Origin of the sequence: Blautia sp. 1001283B150304_161114_C9, from assembly GCF_015668165.1 — a bacterium.
Lineage (GTDB): Bacteria > Bacillota > Clostridia > Lachnospirales > Lachnospiraceae > Blautia_A > Blautia_A wexlerae.
This window is the reverse complement of sequence record NZ_JADPGO010000021.1, coordinates 13,544-30,571: the sequence shown is the minus strand read 5'-3', so window position 1 is coordinate 30,571 and position 17,028 is coordinate 13,544. Positions and strand designations below refer to the sequence as shown.

Sequence of the window (17,028 nt, the reverse complement as noted above, 5' to 3'; positions counted from 1 at the left end):
TGCCTGCGGCAATGGAATTTTGGCTTGTATGCCTCGGGATAGTGGTGTATGAACAGTAACAAGACTGCTATAATTTTTTTTAATATATATTAAATTTTCATGACATTTGTCAAAATATATGCTATAATCATACCATGTTAAAAAGGAGGACATTATGAAATTTCGTTGGGACAACCGATATTTACACTGGGGTGTAACCGCTTTTCTGGTAATTGCCGCCAGTATGCTGTTTTATTATGGCATATTTCACATGAAAACCCTGATCGTGGGAATCAAAACTTTTCTGGGAATTATGGCGCCTATTATCTATGGTGTAATCCTTGCTTATATTCTCAGTCCGCTGATCAATCTCTTTGAGCAGAAGCTGATCTATCCGCAGCTGGAAAAGCATAATATTAAGTTACAGAAAAAAGGAAAACGGGCTATTCGATGGGGATGTGTCCTTTTTTCCATGTTCCTGTTCTGGATTATCATTTACGCATTACTGATGATGGTGCTTCCTCAGTTGATTCGAAGTATCATGAGTATTATTTACAGTTTTCCGTACTATATAAAAGTTATTGAAAAGTGGCTCAATTCATTTGTTGAGCATGGATGGAAACTGAATCCTGAAATGCTCGATATGATCAACCAGTACTCTGCAAAAGCACAGGAATATCTTACTACCGATATTCTTCCGCAGATGCAGGATATGCTCAAAAATGTTTCAGCAGGTATTTTTGATATCCTGATCTTTATGAAGAATTTTCTGATCGGTGCCATTGTAGCTTTGTATGTACTTGCAGACAAAGAGAAATTTGTTGCCAAAAGCAAAATGATGGTATATGCTATATTGCCTCATAAATGGGCAAATATGCTTATACGCGTTATGCGTTTTACAGACAAGACTTTTGGTGGTTTCATATACGGAAAACTTCTGGATTCTGCTATTATTGGAATTTTGTGTTATTTTGGAATGTTGCTTTTGGATTTGCCGTATCCAATTCTTATCAGTGTAATTATCGGTGTGACAAATGTCATTCCGTTTTTTGGTCCTTACATCGGAGCCATTCCATGTATTTTGCTTATTTTAGTAGTAGATCCCATAAAAGGTCTGTATTTTGCAATTTTTATCCTGCTTCTTCAGCAGTTTGATGGAAATATCCTTGGTCCGAAAATTCTCGGAGACTCTACCGGACTTTCCAGTTTTATGGTTATTGTTGCCATCATGATCGGGGGCGGTCTCTTTGGGGTTCCGGGAATGATTGCAGGAGTTCCTGTATTTGCCGTACTTTATGCTCTGATCTGGAGACTGATCAATCATTCTCTTAATGACAAAAAAATGCCGGCAGAAGAGGAGACATATATAAATATTGACTGTCTGGATGAACAGACAGGTGAAGTACTTCCTCTTTGCAAGGAAGAAAAACACAAGGTTTCACCGGAAGAACTGGAAGCGAGAAAAAATAATTTCTTTATGAAAATATGGAATCCGCTTTCCGGACTGGTCATAACCATATGGAAATATCTCCTGCGGATTTTAAACATAATATGGGGATATATCAAAAAAGCAGGGATTTTCCTGAAGAACAGATATGTTGAATTAAAGAATAAACGAGAGAAAAATAAGTAAACCTTCACAGTTACAAAAAAAACACACACAGGAGTTACTATGAAGAAAAAAAAGTTATATTTGACAGCTTTTCTTTTGGTTCTGGCACTGGCTCTGCAGGGTGGAATCTTTTCCGGTTTCTCTGTACCGGTTCAGGCTGCAGCAACTTCCAAAAAGCAGACAGGATTTGTGAAAAAAAACGGAAGCTGGTACTATTACGATAAGAACGGAAAAAAAGCTACCGGCTGGTACAAAAGTGCTGCAGGAAATCAGTACTATTTCGGCAAGACCGGTGCAGCCAAAGCCGGAATTCTGACCATCAGTGGAAAAAAGTACTGTTTTAATGAAAAAGGTAAAATGCTTACTACCTGGCAGACAGTAAATGGAAAAACGTATTTCTTTGATGAAAAAAAAGGGTATATGCATACCGGATGGGTTACTACAGCTGCAGGGAATAAATACTATTTCTGGAATGACGGGGTGATACGATCCGGTTTCCATAAAGTAAATAATGTATATTACTGCTTTAATGAAAAAGGAAAAATGTATAAAAACTGTTTTCGCAAAAGCGGGAATTCCACCTATTATCTTCAGGCCAATGGCACTATGGCAAAAGGGCGTCTGAAAGTAAAGGGAAGCTGGTATTCCTTTAACAGAAATACCGGTCAGCTGGTCAGAAGCGGATGGTATAAAGAAACAGACGGTTCTTATTATTATGCAGCTTCAAATGGTAAACTTGTCAAAGGCTTCTATAAACCGGATTCCTATTATCGGTATTTCAGGAAATCAGATTGTAAACTGGTTACGGGATGGCAGACGATCAACGGACACAAGTATTATTTTAAGAAAACTAATGGAATCCGTTACGATGATATTATCCTGAAATCGTCATCTGGGAAAAGATATTATTTTGAGTCTGACGGAAAACTTGCCAGCAGTAAGTGGATCACGAAAAAAAGTGCTCATTATTATGCGAAATCAGATGGGGTGCTGGCCTCTGGATGGCTGACAGTAGACGGAAAGAAATATTATATGAATCCTTCTACATGTGAACGTGAAAGTGGGTGGGTTACTGTAGATGGAGAGAAGTATTACCTGAGTTCCTCTACAGGTGCTCTGGTTACAAATCAGTGGATTGATGATAATCATTATGTTGGAGAAGATGGTTCTCTTATTCCTGACTATCAGAACGGAGTTTCTTTCCGGTGGCCTTTAAGCTCCGGTTATTCCTATATCAGCAGTTATTTTGGAAACAGGGAATCTCCGGGAGGAGTCGGTTCTACCAATCATAAAGGAATTGACATTCCTGCTCCTACAGGAACACCGATTTATGCGGCAGCATCAGGAACCATTGTTGCCATGCTTTCACCGGCAGCGTCAGGCGGTGCCGGATATTATACCAAGATCAATCATGATGGAAAGGGACTTATCACAGAATATATGCATCAGTCTAAATTTAACCCAAATCTGAGTGTAGGAGATAAGGTCAAAAAAGGTGATATCATCGGATATGTAGGAAGCACCGGGAACAGCACCGGGCCCCATCTTCATTTTGGGGTTATGGTTAATGGGGTAAATCAAAATCCTCTGAATTATGTGAAGAGACCGTCATAATTAACCGGTTTCAGCTAGAGCGTGTCTGAAAAATCATTCCTGCAATCTGCACGCTCTAGTACATCGTTTCACAGACAAGCGAGTGGTATAGTTATTTTCATTTTATAAATATATAAAAAAGGATATATGGTATATGAAGGAAGAATCAGAAAAAACATACACTTATTACAGAAAAGCGCAATATCATGAAACAGACCAGATGGGCATTATCCATCACTCTAATTATGTAAAATGGATGGAAGAGGCCAGGATTGGATATATGAGCCGGATGGGTTTCAGCTATAAGAAAGTAGAAGAGTTGGGAGTGATCTCCCCTGTTGTGGAAATTTCAGTTGCATATAGAAAGCAGGTTTTCTTCGATGATGAAATCCGGATTCGCGTTGGCATTAAGCAGTATAATGGAATTTCTCTGGAATTTAATTATGAATTTTTTAATGCGAGCAGAAATGAAATCTGCACAACCGCTTATTCCAGACATTGTTTTCTAAAAGATGGGAAACTGATCGCTCTCAAAAAAGAGCTTCCGGAATTGAATCGCATTATTACAGATTGTCTGTAAAACTATAGTTTTCCGGGAAAACGAAAAGTGGAGGTATTATGTTACAAAAGAGAAAAAAACGTTCCGGAAGACCTTCCAAAAATGACGAAACTTATGGTTGACGGAAAAGCCTTGTATATACATCGGGCAAACTACCAGATTAATGACAAAAATTGCTGTAGAAAAAATTTAAATTGAACGCTAAGTAATTCAATCAATGTTTTTGACATGAAGGCAGAAAAAAAGTTATTATTTGATAAATACAAACAATTAGCACGCAAAAATAAATTAAATCTGGAAACAATAAATGGATGTACTGGTTGGCAACAATAAGATAACATAAAAACATACGAAAGTAGTATGTTTTTATGTTATCTACATCTATACGACAAACGCGAGTTTTTCATATAGATGTAGGCTGCAGTTGTCTTTGCGCTGTAATCGTTTATTGACAAAGGCATTTTCTCTGCAATTATTAATCATTATCAACTTTGATGATTTATATGTCTTAAATATTCTCAACAATATTCTTAACATTAAGAAGTTATAAAATAATTTTTTTTAAGGAGATTTTTTATGGATAAATATATTGATTATTATAATGATAGCAAGAAAGTCACTTACCACGAACAGACCGATATTTCAAATATTTTGAAGCTTCGAGCTGTTTTGAAAACACTGCCTGATTTCTGCAAGGATTATTTTCGTGCTATGGATCCGCTTACTACTACCAAAACACGAATTTCCTATGCGTATGATATCCGAATCTTTTTTCAGTTTCTCCTGGATGAAAATCCTGCCTTTAAGGACTATTCCATGAAAGATTTTACCGTTGATGTTCTGGATCAGCTTAAAGCTATAGATATCGAGGAATATCAGGAATATCTTAAAGTATATAAAAATGGTGATAAAACAGAAACCAATGGTGAACGTGGCCTGAAAAGAAAAATTTCTGCATTGAGAAGTTTTTATGCATATTATTATAAACATGAATTTATCCAGACGAACCCAACTGTTCTTGTAGATGTTCCGAAAACTCATGAAAAAAATATTATACGTCTTGATGCTGATGAAGTTGCCATGTTATTGGATCATATAGAGCACTGCGGTGATGAGCTTACCGGACAGAAACGTGTTTATTATGAAAAAACCAAGGAGCGTGATCTTGCCATCGTTACTCTCCTGCTTGGTACCGGGATTCGTGTATCTGAATGTGTAGGACTTGATGTTGAAGATGTTGATTTTAAAAATAATGGGATTAAAGTCACCCGAAAAGGTGGAAATGAAATGGTTGTATATTTTGGACATGAGGTAGAAAAAGCTTTGAAAAAGTACTTGGAAGTTCGTAAGAATATCGTTCCTGTAGCAGGGCATGAACACGCTCTCTTCTACTCTACCCAGCGAAAAAGGATTGGCATCCAGGCTGTTGAAAATCTGGTAAAAAAATACGCAGGTGCCATTACGACCACAAAAAAAATCACACCACACAAGCTTCGCAGTACTTACGGTACTACTTTGTATCAGGAAACAGGCGATATTTACCTTGTAGCCGATGTATTAGGTCACAGAGATGTAAACACCACAAAGAAACATTATGCAGCTATGGATGATGCAAGACGTCGTAAGGCGGCCACAGCGGTGCATTTACGCGAAGATTAAAAACATAAAAAGATAAAGTATGAAAAATGACAGATATGTCTCTGGAGTTTTGTATAGACTTTAAATAACAGACATAAGACATATCTGTCACATACTTGATTCTGTTTGGATTATGATATGTTTTTCAGAATTCTATTTACTAACTGTTAAAGCTATTTTTATTTATCAAAATCAGTTTCAAATACGCCTTCCGGAGTACGTATTGTCAGTAACCCAAGATTGAATTCATCATCCATTACAGTAATATGATATTCAAAAATAACATCATCTTCAACCTTGGAAAGTAAAACGTAAGAGCCATTTTCTTTTCCTTCAATTTGGTCGCAGATATCTCCGTAAACCATTTCACCGGAAATTGCTCTTGGATATCCTGCATCTTTAATTTTTTGCTCAATTATTCTGTATAATTCTTCCATATATCTCTCATCTCCTAATATTTATTGTTTTTCCATGATAACAGGTATGCTTACAAAATGCAATAAAAAGGATATCTGCTGAAAATATCTTAACAGGTATCCTTTTTATTTATGTTATGTAGTTTTTAGTATTAATAATAAAAGATGGTTATAAAGCTACACTGATCTTACCATGGAGCGCTTCAGGAATCTCTTCTTTGTCTAAAGATACGCTAATTACAAAAGTAACATTAAATTGTTTACCAATCTCATCTAACTGTCCCAGAGTACCTGTAATGTCTTTATCTTCCAATTTTGCTACCTTAAGGAAACTGTCAAGATAAATCTGCTCAAGATCGTGATCCTGAGAAAGGATACCACAGATAAATCCTACAAATTCATCTGCATTCTTAATAGGGAATCCGGATACATCAATAAGACGTACTTTATTGTTGAGTTCATACATATGTTTTGTGCTCTTGTCTAAGTAGACAATACTTCCATTTGCCTCTTTTACCGCACCATTTACCTTATCTAACAGTACTTTTGTTTTGCCCTTGCCTTTCTTTCCTACAATCAGTTCAACCATGCTGTTTTCCTCCTTAGACACATATAATATTAATTTAGACTAAAAACTTTAATTAATATGTTTTATATTATAGTGCATATTATTCAAAAACACAAGTGGTATTTATATTTTTTTGTGAAATTTTGTTGAAAATATGTTACTGTTCACACACCACTGTCCCGCGAGGTGTTTTGGCATGAATATGCCAAAATCCCGAGACATACAAGCCAAGCTTCATATCTTTTGCAAGTTCCCAATTTTGCATCAGTTCATCCTGAAAGAAAATCATTGGATATCTGCAAAAGTTCTTCTTCGCGGACATTTATTTTTTCAATGGGTAAAGAAGCTATACAATTCCAGGTATTCCTTTTCTGTTTCCTCGAAAGCCTGTACCGTATAATCTATTGTAATATGAATTTCCGGTGCTTCCCTTTCCTGGGGTTCATTTAGCAGGTATGTAAGGTCAAACCAGAGCATAGCATCATCGATTTCTTTTAATAATTGTTCTTCTTTTGCGTTTAATGGGCTCCCAAGATATTTCTGATAGATCAGATCCAGCAGATTTTTCTCCTGCTCTTTATATCCTGAGAGGGTTTTCTTGAATGGTCTTGGCACATCAGATAAATAACATTCGCTGGCATCGTGCAGAAGGCAGGCAAATGCCACACGCCTGGAATATCCTCGCGCAAGGGCTTCTCTGGCACAGTTGATGCAATGCTGACCTACTGAAAAAAAAGTTTTTACCTGTCCGTTTCCGCGGCAGATCAAAGATAAGGCATGTGCAATATCTTCGATACAGATCATATCCGGATCCGGATGTAATGGATCTATATGTATGCCTGTGTATGTTGTAATACAATTGTTATTCATGATCTTTCACCTCGTTCTTTTATGTAACCGGAATTCTTGTAACAGCAAAGTGGATGGTCTTGTACGACTCCTGTCGGAAGACTTTATTATGTTATAGGTGTTATAAAAACATTGCGGAGAATTTTCTATAACATAAAACGGATACAATTAATGATAACTGTATCCGTTTTATGTTAACTAACTGTTGATATTCTGAAGCAGTGAATTCATTTCCTGATACAGAAGTTCTTTCGTATCAGCTCCCATTACAATTGAAACAAAAGTTTTTCCGTATGCATTCTGTGTAAGGATTGCGAGACAATTGCCGGCTACTTCTGTTGTTCCGGTTTTACCACCGAGAATTGTAACATCTTTTGGGGCTGTTGCCTCTCCGGTAAGATAATGGTCTGTTGCGGTAAGCGTGGTGCTTTTTTCAGTTCCGTCTGAGCCTGTATAGGTTACTGTATAAGACGGCAACTCTGTAATTTCTGTAAATTCAGGGTAGGTGAATGCTTCATTCAGCATCAGATAAATATCATATGGTGTTGTATAGTGATTTTCATCCTGCAGTCCATGTGGATTGGAAAAATGTGTTCCTGTACATCCAAGCTTTGCGGCATAATCATTCATCATCTGTACGAAGTTCTCTGTACTGCCTCCAACATATTCCGCAATGGCAGAAGCTGCATCATTGCCGGAATATACAAGCAGACAGTGGAGAAGCTGATCAAGGGTAACCTGATCGCCGGCCACAAATCCGCAGACCTGTGATCCATCCTCCAGTGTAACATTATCCTGAGTGATCGTGACAGTGTCATTCAGTTTTCCACTTTGTAATGCAAGCATTGCTGTCATGATCTTGGTAATACTTGCAGGATACACCTTATCATAAATGCCGTTTGCATACAGTACTTTATGATTGCTCAGACTGAACAGCAGCCCTTTCTGTCCTTCTTCCAGCTGGGCATTCTTAATACGATCAACATTTCCTTGGGAGGAAACACATAATTTCTGGGCAAAAGATTCTGTTCTCATATTTTCCTTAGCTGCAAGGGCATTTGTGAAAACTTCAGAAGAATCAAAAGCCTGTTCAGGAGTACCAAAATAATTTCCGCTTAATATATTCCATCCGTAAAAAACACCGCCGGCAACTGCAAGAATCACAAATACACCAACCAGAATCCTGAATATATGTTTTAATCTCTGACGCTTTTTATGATATTTTGTACGCAGCAGAGCCTGATGCTCCTCTGTTTGTCTGGATGGCATCTGCGATTTCGGCAGTTTGACTGTCTGAAGCGGTCTGGAAGGTTTGTGTCTGTGCGGAGCTGCAGATTTGTATGGAACAGCAGATTTCTTTTCCGGTATTTTACCGGAAGATTTCTTTTTTGTTCTCATAAGTAATCCTCTCTTCTGTCAATTTCTTTTTGAATAATTTCTTTATTGTATGTGCTGCTCTGAAGTCCTACATTGAGTACAAGCCCCATACCAATATACAGACTTACCAGCGAAGTCAGTCCATAGCTTACAAAAGGAAGGGGAGTTCCCGTATTAGGCGCAAGACCTGTTGCAACACAGATATTAATGAAGCTCTGTAGTGCGATCAGGCCGCCGATTCCACAGCAAAGAACCTTTCCTGACAAATCTTTTGCCCGAAGACTCATCCGGATACATTCAAAGGCAATTGCCAAAAGCAGCAATACAATTATCACGCATCCAATAAATCCGTACTCTTCACCTGCAACAGCAAAAATAAAGTCTGTCTGATTCTCTGCCACGAAGTTTCCCTGATTTACAGAAGTTGTACTGTCATCACCGCTTAATTTCTTACCAACCAGTTCCCCTGAAGCAATTGCAGTTTTAGAGTTATTCTGCTGTTCAATATCATCCGAGTATTCTTCGTTTTCCGGATACAAAAAAGACATGATACGGCTTCTCTGGTAATCCTTGAGCAGTTTCTGATCCGGCTGGACAACAATTGATAAAAAAATAATGGTCAATGGAACAGCAATAAGCAGTGCTCCTCCGATGATCTTATAGCTTAAACCTGCAATATAGATCATAATACAGAAAATTACTACAACAGTAATTGTATTTTTCAGGTCCGGCTGTTCCAGGATCAGGAATAGAGGTACTGCCAGTAACACGCCGGATAATGCCAACGTTTTAAGTGTATTCAGTGTTTCCTCATGATCCATAAAAAATTTTGCAAAGAATACGATCAGGATAATTTTTGATAATTCTGTCGGCTGAAATCGGAAAGATCCGATACCGATCCATCTGGCGGCACCGTTGGCACTGTCACCCGCAATACGCACAACGATCAGCATGATAATATTAAATCCATACATGATCCACTGAAAGTTCATGATCCATGAGTAATCCAGCAAAGAAAGTACCAGCATGACAATAAGTCCAAGTATTACTCCGGCAAACTGCTTTGATCGCAGGTCCGATGCTGCTGTGCCTACCAGTGTAACTCCTATCAGGCTGATCGCCAGCAGGAAAATGATCAGTCTGAAATTGTAAAATCTTAATTTATATTGCTTTAACATAATTTATCTGTCCTTTTTAGTAACTGTGAAGATACCAAACGGTTATCCTTTTTGTTTAAAACAGGAATATACGCATGGAGTACTGCAGGTTCCTGCGTAATCTGGATTTTTACCTGTTCTTCATCAATAGTAAGGTATTTTTTTACGGTATGTATCATATCATTCCGCAACATTTTCATCATCTGTGGAGAGCAGTCGATACGTTCCGAGATCAGCAGAAGCTTCATGCGGTCTCTTGCATATCCGGCTGAACGCTTCTTTTCTTTAAAAAAAGCTTTCACACAGATTCCCCCTTATAAATACAGGCTACTTTTTGAAAAAACTACTTATTTTTCTTAATAACCCCTGCTTCCTGTTAATGTCTGCAAACGGAATCTCTTCACCTAAAAGGCGTTTACAGATATTCATGTATTCTTCTTCTGCCTGAGAAGATTTCCCGGAAAGAGGCTCCCCCTGATTTGTGGCAATCACAATCTGTTCATCATCCAGAATTGTTCCGATCAGATCAACAGCAAGGATATCCGTTACATCATCTACGGACATCATATCACCTCTTGCAATCATATCCGGCCGCAGGCGATTGATGATCAGGCTGATATCTCTGATCTCGTTGGCTTCCAGGAGTCCGATGATCCGATCTGCATCACGTATCGCAGAAACCTCCGGCGTGGTAACTACCAGGGCTTTATCAGCACCTGCGATCGCATTTTTAAATCCCTGTTCAATTCCTGCCGGACAGTCCAGAAGAATATAATCAAACTGTTCTCTCAGATCGTCGGTCAGTTTTATCATCTGTTCCGGAGACACAGCGGATTTGTCTTTTGTCTGCGCAGATGGCAGAAGACATAATTCCGGATGTCTTTTATCCTTGATCAGAGCCTGTCGCAGACGGCAGCTTCCGTTAATGACATCCACCAGATTATAGACAATCCTGTTCTCCAGGCCCAGAACAACATCCAGATTCCGCAGACCGATATCTGTATCAACCACAACAACTTTTTTGCCCAGCATAGCCAGACCTGTTCCGATATTGGCGACAGTTGTGGTTTTTCCTACTCCGCCTTTGCCGGAAGTAATCACAATGACTTCACTCATAGTTACAATTTCCTCCCTGAAAAAATTTCCATTCTTCTGGTATTCTCCTGTATGGTAGTTTCAGTCATTCGAAGTATCACTGGTATCACTTGCCGCAACACCGGTAAGAATAGACTTTTCATCAGTTAATTCAAAGATATATTTAAAAATATCATCAGCTGCAAGACACGCATTACCGGAAGTATATCCATTCTCAATACGCACTGCAATCGCATATTCAGGATCTGAAGCCGGGGCATATCCCACAAACATACCATGGTTTGGATGATAAATATTTACCTCGGCTGTACCGGTTTTACCTGCCACATCCACGCCAAGTCCGTCAAACTGTCTGTGAGTCTGTACTACCCGGTACATTCCGTCGTGAATATCATCCCACACATTCTGTGATACATCAACTGTATTAATGATATCCGGCTCATATTTTTTTAAAGTATTACCCTTGGAATCTGTCTGTCTGTCAAGTAAAGTCAGATCATAAACATTTCCACTGGTAGCGATCGCTGTTGCATAACGTGCCAGCTGACTGGTGGTATAAGCATTGGTACCCTGTCCGATATAAGACGGGACTGCGTAGGAATCTGACACATGAGGTGCGGATTCTGTGATCTCGATACCTGTTTTCTTATCCAGACCAATCTCTGAAGCATATTTTTGCAGTACACTCAGGCTTCGGTTTTCTGAAAAGTTTCCGTCTGCATCCTGACCAAGTTTAAAACCAACCATGTTGAAATAATAGTTACAGGACTGCTCAATCGCCTCCCTGATCTCGATCTCTCCATGTCCCTGTTTGTTCCAGCAGTTGATCGGAGGTGTTACAAGATCAAAGGAGCCGGTACAGTTAATGTATGTTCCGTCATCGATCACTCCTTCAGACATTCCGGCAATTGTAGACAGAATCTTAAATGTAGAACCCGGTGCTGCTGTCTGTTGGGTTGCTTTATTGAAAAACGGACTGGATTTATCTGTAGATAATTTCGCATAATAATCCGTATCCATGTTATTTACCAGACGGTTATTGTCATATCCCGGATAGGATACGCATGCAAGAACATCCCCTGTTTTGACATCTGTGATTACTGCAGAAGCAGAACATGGCTCCAGCGCAAGCTGTGCAGGTTCTATTTCGAGAGTATAAATTTTATTGATCATAAAGTCATAAGCTGTCATGGAGCCGGAGGCCAGCGCCTCGTAACTGCCATCATCTTTTGATAAAACTCCCTGTTCATACAGCACCAGACAGATCTCGCTTCCGGAAATGGTGTCCTCCTGAAGCATATACTTATACAGAAGTTTTGAGAAATTGGTGTCTGTTTTAAGATAATCGATCAGATAATCTGTAAGAGCCTGATATACTTCATCGGAATCCAGATAATCTCCTTCTGTAGAAAATTTGGAAATATCGATCCAGTTCTGACTTGCCGCATATGTCAGATAATCTTTCAGACTGATATCTTTATCGGTTGTCCATTTCTGATAAGTACTGTCAGAGGTATCAATGGCATTCTTTGAGATAATCCCCAGCGTATCTCTGAGAAGATCATCACAGATATAAGTAAGATATTCCTGGATCTGATCATCTTCATCTTTTACGGCCGGTGGATTCTCAGCTGTCAGCCTGTTAGTTATTGTATCAAAAACCTGTTGCTGTTTCTGTTGAAATTTGGCATATAAATTTTTTTCTGTATCGGAGGCGTTGGCATCACTGAATTTACTGATATCAATGACACTGTTGGCAATCAGGGCATTATATACATCATAGATCGGTATCTTGATCTGTGCAGCATCATTTACACTGAAATCATAGGTTTTGGATGCTTCAATCTTGGATAAAAGGATTCCGGCAACTCTCTGTTTCAGTATCTGGTAGATGGCGGACTGCCAGCTGCTGTCTATGGTAAGATAGGTATCGTTACCTGCGACAGGTTCTACTCTCGTGCTGTCGTCAATCTTAAGTACTTTACCAAGGTTATCGACAGTGACAGTTTCTTCACCGTCTGTTCCCTGAAGAGATGTTTCCATATATTTCTCAATTCCCGATTTACCGATGATCGCATCATTTGAATAATCAGGATTCTTCTGTCTCAGTTCTTCAAGCTCTTCTGAAGAAGCCTGTCCCGTATAACCAAGAATTGGTCCCATGCTTGCATCATCAATGTATTTGCGGACAGAATCCTCTACAATGTCAATTCCCTGAAGCTCCGGCTGATCTTCTCTGATTGCAGCTACAGATTTTTCGCTTATATTTGAAGCGATCGTAACGGCCATGTACTTCTTGAAACTGTTAGTGCTCAGTGCATAGCGGATTTTGGAAAGCTCAAGTATATCCTGCTTTGACAGGTTCTCCGGAAGTCCATGGGATGTCAGTTCTTCTTTGGTATAAGCATTATCGCCGTAAAGAACAATGGAAAATCCCTCTTTTCCGCTCATAAACTCGATCATCTGATCTGCAGTGGCATTTTTCTGTTTTTTTGTCAGGTTATCAATCAACGGTTCTCCGTAAATATCCGCACGAAAACGGTTCAGAGTAAATCCCTCATCAACATCAAAAGCATAATTCCCGCTCTTATCCAAAACAATATGGAAGCCGGTACTGATGGAATCCCCGTTGGACTCAAGGATTTTCAGGACTTTATAGGCAATCCCGTTCAGTGTAAGATTCTTTTCTCTGGTAGAATCATAAGTTCCATTATCCTCAAAGGTAACAGAATAAGCCAGCACATTTGTTGCCAGCTCCTCACCATTTCTGTCATAGATATTGCCACGCGTACTTTTGATCACACGTTTTTTTGTTGTTCTTGATTCAAATTTGCTGATATAAGCCTCTCCCTGGATGATCTGCAGTTCAAAAAGCTGACGGACCAGAGTGGCTGACATAAATACAAAAACCAGTACCAGTACTGTGGTACGTTTTATTCGTATCTTTTTAAAAAATCTTTTTATTTTAGTACCCAAATAGACTCACTTTCCTTCATTGATGGATTCTTCATGAAATGATAATTAATATAATGAAATACCCGGTAAACAATCAGTGTAAGGATCACTGTATAAAAAATCTCCGGTAAAATAATCCGGTATAAATAGGTTCCGAGCCCCAGACGTCCCCTGAGCAGAAACTGCAATGCATAGACAGAAAGTCCGTACAGTAAATCCCCGATACCTGCAAGCATAACCGGAACCTTTATGTCATCATCATAGCAGATCCTGTGGGCATATCCGCTTAAAAAGCCAATATACATATAGATCAGAGCGTAGAAACCAAACACAGAGCCATAGAACATGTCTACCAGAAATCCACAGAAAAATCCTGTCCACAGTCCACTTTTTCTTCCGCGCATCAGCCCCATGGATATACACAGGATCAGGATCAGATTCGGCGTGATAGAACCGATGGATATCACATGAAGAAGAGTACACTGAAGAAGAAAACTGATCAGGATCATAAAAAATAACGCTATCTTACTCTTCATTTGCAGTCGCCTCCTGAGCTGCCTGAGCATTGTCATTAACAGAATCCTGTTTATTTACTGTAATGACAAGTACATTTTTCAGATGCTGGAAATCTACAGGTGTGACAATGGTACCTGTTTTGGTCAGATTGTTGCTGTTTTGTTCCACCTCACTGACGTATCCGATAAACAGTCCCTCTACATATTTCTCACTGATATTGGAGGTAACGATGCGTTCCCCCACTGTTACTTTATTATTCTGGTCATACAACTGGCTGAAGCTTAATTTACCCTCATCGATGAGTTCCAGATCTCCTTCCACCACACAGTTATCCTGTGTGCTGACAGTCATGGCACTGACATTGCTGCTGTCATCGATAATGGAACGTACAGTCGCCCAGTGAGTTCCGACCTCTGTCACGATCCCGACCAGACCTTTATCTGCAAGTACATTATTATCCACACGAATGCCGTCTGCAGATCCCCGGTTGATCATAAAGGTATCATACCAGTTGCCCGGATCTTTGGATATGATTTCTGCAGCAATCTTTGGATATTCGGTATACTGCTGGTCAAGATTATACATCTGCTGTAATCTTACATATTCTGTCTGATCCTGGATCAGTTTATTGTTCTGTTCTGTGAGACTGTCTATCTGTGCCTTTAAATTTTCGTTCTCACTGAGGATTTCTTCTTTATCACGCATACGGTCCTGCATTCCTTTCAGAACTGAACTGATCCGATTGATGCTGTTTTCAAATGGAACGATCAGTATCCCGGCGGCATCCTGCAGCGGTGCAGTGGTTACGCCGGATGAAAAAGTGGCAGCAATACAGCTGACGCAGAAAATCGACATAATGACCAGAAGATGTTTACTTTTTAATTTAATCCTAAAATGTACTTTCTTTTTCAGGTTTTTCATTGATGCACCCCTAAAAATTATAGTTTTCTCTGCGTAACCGGTACTGCCCATTCACGCAGTTCTTTATTTCTGATTATTTTCTCCAGACCTGTAACTGCCGAGGTTTCATAAAAATCTGACAGATTAAAGGTGAATCCTGTATAACTGGCAAGGTATTTATCAATATAAGGAAGTCTGGTACTGCCTCCGGTTATGTAAATCCCCTGTTTCGCAATATGGTAGGAAATCTGGGGAGGAATTCGCTCCAGAAATGTTTTCATCTCTGCCGCAATCTCATTCAGACAGTTCATGATACCGTCATTTACCACATAAGAAGAAATGATTTCTTCTCTTGGCAGTCCGGAAATACAGTCAATTCCTACAACCTTACGTACTTCCTTTTTCGGATCACTGAGGCGTCCCATGACCATCTTAAGCCTCTTGGCAGTCCTTGTGCCAATCTGCAGATTATATCTTTTACGTATTTCACTGCAGACAGATTCATTCATCTGTCTGCCGCCAAGCGGTATTTTCCTGCTGATAATGATCTTTCCTCCGGTGATGATCGATACTTCTGTACTCTGTGCACCGATATTTACGATCATATTTCCTTCCGGATCTTCCAGATTGACACCCATGGCAATGGCATCTGCAATGGGTGCCTCTACCATAAATACGCGATTTTTCTTTAACCAGTGACCATTCGCCACATGAAAATATGCCCGTTTCTCAACCGCAGTCATATCCAGAGGAACAGTAAAATACATTGTTGCGCCAAATCCCAGGATATGATCGATCTTTCGGATCATACTGTAAAGAACAATCTCCTGAAGTTCCAGATTAGCGATCATGCCAAATGTCATTGGCGAAGTAACCGTAATATCTGTGGGGGATTTCTCAAACATATCGTATGCTTCATTTCCCATTGCAATGATCGTGTGTCCCTTGGACGCGATCATATTTTTCTCGATATAAGTTTTGTTTCTGAAAAAAGAATAGACTTTTACGGAACTGCTTCCCAAATCTATTCCATATGTTTTCTCAAATAGCATATTCTGCCCCTTTGTTGTTGCCTTATTCTGTATATGTATTCCATAATCCTTCTTCTCTGAAGCTGCAGTATCTCTGATCCCCGATCACAATATGATCCAGCAGATGTATTCCCAGCAGTTCCCCCGCCTGATAAATCCTGGCTGTGATCTGTAAGTCATCCGGACTTGGTGTAGGATCACCACTTGGATGATTGTGTATCAATATCAGACTGACTGCATGGCGGCGCAGGGCTTCCATGAAGATTTCCCTTGGTGTTACCAGCGAACCGGTTGCAGTTCCCCGGGTCAGTATCTTATCTCCCAGAAAATGTCCTTTCACATCTGACATCATACAGATCACCAGTTCCTGCTCTTCATGGCGGAGTTCTTCCATATAATAAGCTGCTATGGAGGAGGGATTGTTCATAACTATCTGCGGTCTGGCAGCAGCCTTGGCAATTCTTTTGGAAAGTTCTCCAATGCATTTTAACTGTACTGCTTTTACCTGTCCGATTCCATGAATCTTCATAAGATCCTGTACAGATACATGCATAAGCCCCATAAGGCCGGGATAGGAGGACGACTCCATAAATTTCAGGATCTCCTGTGCAAGTGCCAGTGAATTCTTTCCTGAAGTGCCGCTGCGCAGGATTACTGCCAGCAGTTCAGTGTCATTTAATGAACCCTCACCCTGCATAAAGCATTTCTCATACGGCCGCTGTTCCCTGGGAAGCTGCTTCATAATATTATTTGCATTATTCATAAGTCTGCCTGTGCTCTCTA

17 protein-coding genes are annotated in these 17,028 nt (G+C 39.6%); 5 read left to right on the top strand and 12 right to left on the bottom strand.

What is annotated here, in order from left to right:
- Positions 1 to 154 precede the first annotated feature (154 nt).
- From I4V44_RS11495 to I4V44_RS11475, 5 genes are all read left to right on the top strand, one after another.
- Positions 155 to 1,612, top strand: a complete 1,458-nt coding sequence (locus tag I4V44_RS11495) for an AI-2E family transporter (protein WP_022381245.1) — start codon at positions 155 to 157, stop codon at positions 1,610 to 1,612.
- A gap of 39 nt (positions 1,613 to 1,651) precedes the next feature.
- A complete protein-coding gene (locus tag I4V44_RS11490; RefSeq protein WP_055052781.1) occupies positions 1,652 to 3,205 on the top strand; it encodes a peptidoglycan DD-metalloendopeptidase family protein in 1,554 nt (517 codons plus the stop codon).
- Between the two features lie 133 nt (positions 3,206 to 3,338).
- A complete protein-coding gene (locus I4V44_RS11485; protein ID WP_008703146.1) occupies positions 3,339 to 3,764 on the top strand; it encodes an acyl-CoA thioesterase in 426 nt (141 codons plus the stop codon).
- Positions 3,765 to 3,791: 27 nt separating this feature from the next.
- The gene (locus tag I4V44_RS18285; protein WP_270401354.1) at positions 3,792 to 3,941 is read left to right on the top strand and encodes a DUF5052 family protein; all 150 of its coding nucleotides are present in this window, start codon (positions 3,792 to 3,794) and stop codon (positions 3,939 to 3,941) included.
- Positions 3,942 to 4,319: 378 nt separating this feature from the next.
- Entirely contained in the window at positions 4,320 to 5,402 is a 1,083-nt protein-coding gene (locus I4V44_RS11475; protein WP_055052780.1) for a tyrosine-type recombinase/integrase, read from the top strand.
- A 158-nt stretch (positions 5,403 to 5,560) separates the two neighbouring features.
- Here I4V44_RS11475 and I4V44_RS11470 read toward each other — a convergent pair whose 3' ends face one another.
- The 12 genes from I4V44_RS11470 to radC form a co-directional block, all read right to left on the bottom strand.
- Positions 5,561 to 5,818: a hypothetical protein gene (locus I4V44_RS11470; protein WP_008703150.1), complete on the bottom strand. Its 258-nt coding sequence runs from the start codon at positions 5,816 to 5,818 to the stop codon at positions 5,561 to 5,563.
- Positions 5,819 to 5,966: 148 nt separating this feature from the next.
- The gene (locus tag I4V44_RS11465) at positions 5,967 to 6,386 is read right to left on the bottom strand and encodes a hypothetical protein (RefSeq protein ID WP_008703153.1); all 420 of its coding nucleotides are present in this window, start codon (positions 6,384 to 6,386) and stop codon (positions 5,967 to 5,969) included.
- Between the two features lie 309 nt (positions 6,387 to 6,695).
- Complete coding sequence (locus I4V44_RS11460; RefSeq protein ID WP_118587623.1) at positions 6,696 to 7,235, bottom strand: hypothetical protein; 540 nt, start codon at positions 7,233 to 7,235, stop codon at positions 6,696 to 6,698.
- A gap of 177 nt (positions 7,236 to 7,412) precedes the next feature.
- On the bottom strand, positions 7,413 to 8,612 hold the full coding sequence (locus I4V44_RS11455) for a D-alanyl-D-alanine carboxypeptidase family protein (RefSeq protein WP_319017639.1): 1,200 nt from the start codon (positions 8,610 to 8,612) through the stop codon (positions 7,413 to 7,415).
- Positions 8,609 to 9,769: an FtsW/RodA/SpoVE family cell cycle protein gene (locus I4V44_RS11450; protein WP_118587621.1), complete on the bottom strand. Its 1,161-nt coding sequence runs from the start codon at positions 9,767 to 9,769 to the stop codon at positions 8,609 to 8,611. The genes I4V44_RS11455 and I4V44_RS11450 overlap by 4 nt, the downstream gene beginning before the upstream one ends.
- Positions 9,763 to 10,050, bottom strand: a complete 288-nt coding sequence (gene minE, locus I4V44_RS11445; protein ID WP_020993911.1) for a cell division topological specificity factor MinE — start codon at positions 10,048 to 10,050, stop codon at positions 9,763 to 9,765. Before minE ends, I4V44_RS11450 begins: the two co-directional genes overlap by 7 nt.
- A gap of 25 nt (positions 10,051 to 10,075) precedes the next feature.
- Positions 10,076 to 10,864, bottom strand: a complete 789-nt coding sequence (minD, locus tag I4V44_RS11440; RefSeq protein ID WP_118587619.1) for a septum site-determining protein MinD — start codon at positions 10,862 to 10,864, stop codon at positions 10,076 to 10,078.
- A 60-nt stretch (positions 10,865 to 10,924) separates the two neighbouring features.
- Entirely contained in the window at positions 10,925 to 13,819 is a 2,895-nt protein-coding gene (locus I4V44_RS11435) for a penicillin-binding transpeptidase domain-containing protein (protein WP_118587617.1), read from the bottom strand.
- Complete coding sequence (gene mreD, locus I4V44_RS11430; protein WP_008703177.1) at positions 13,804 to 14,334, bottom strand: rod shape-determining protein MreD; 531 nt, start codon at positions 14,332 to 14,334, stop codon at positions 13,804 to 13,806. The genes I4V44_RS11435 and mreD overlap by 16 nt, the downstream gene beginning before the upstream one ends.
- On the bottom strand, positions 14,324 to 15,235 hold the full coding sequence (mreC, locus tag I4V44_RS11425; protein WP_020993912.1) for a rod shape-determining protein MreC: 912 nt from the start codon (positions 15,233 to 15,235) through the stop codon (positions 14,324 to 14,326). Before mreC ends, mreD begins: the two co-directional genes overlap by 11 nt.
- Before the next feature lie 17 nt (positions 15,236 to 15,252).
- Positions 15,253 to 16,266, bottom strand: coding sequence for a rod shape-determining protein (locus I4V44_RS11420; protein WP_022379976.1), 1,014 nt, complete (start codon positions 16,264 to 16,266; stop codon positions 15,253 to 15,255).
- 22 nt (positions 16,267 to 16,288) lie between these two features.
- Positions 16,289 to 17,008, bottom strand: a complete 720-nt coding sequence (gene radC, locus I4V44_RS11415; RefSeq protein WP_196002735.1) for a RadC family protein — start codon at positions 17,006 to 17,008, stop codon at positions 16,289 to 16,291.
- Positions 17,009 to 17,028: the final 20 nt, after the last annotated feature.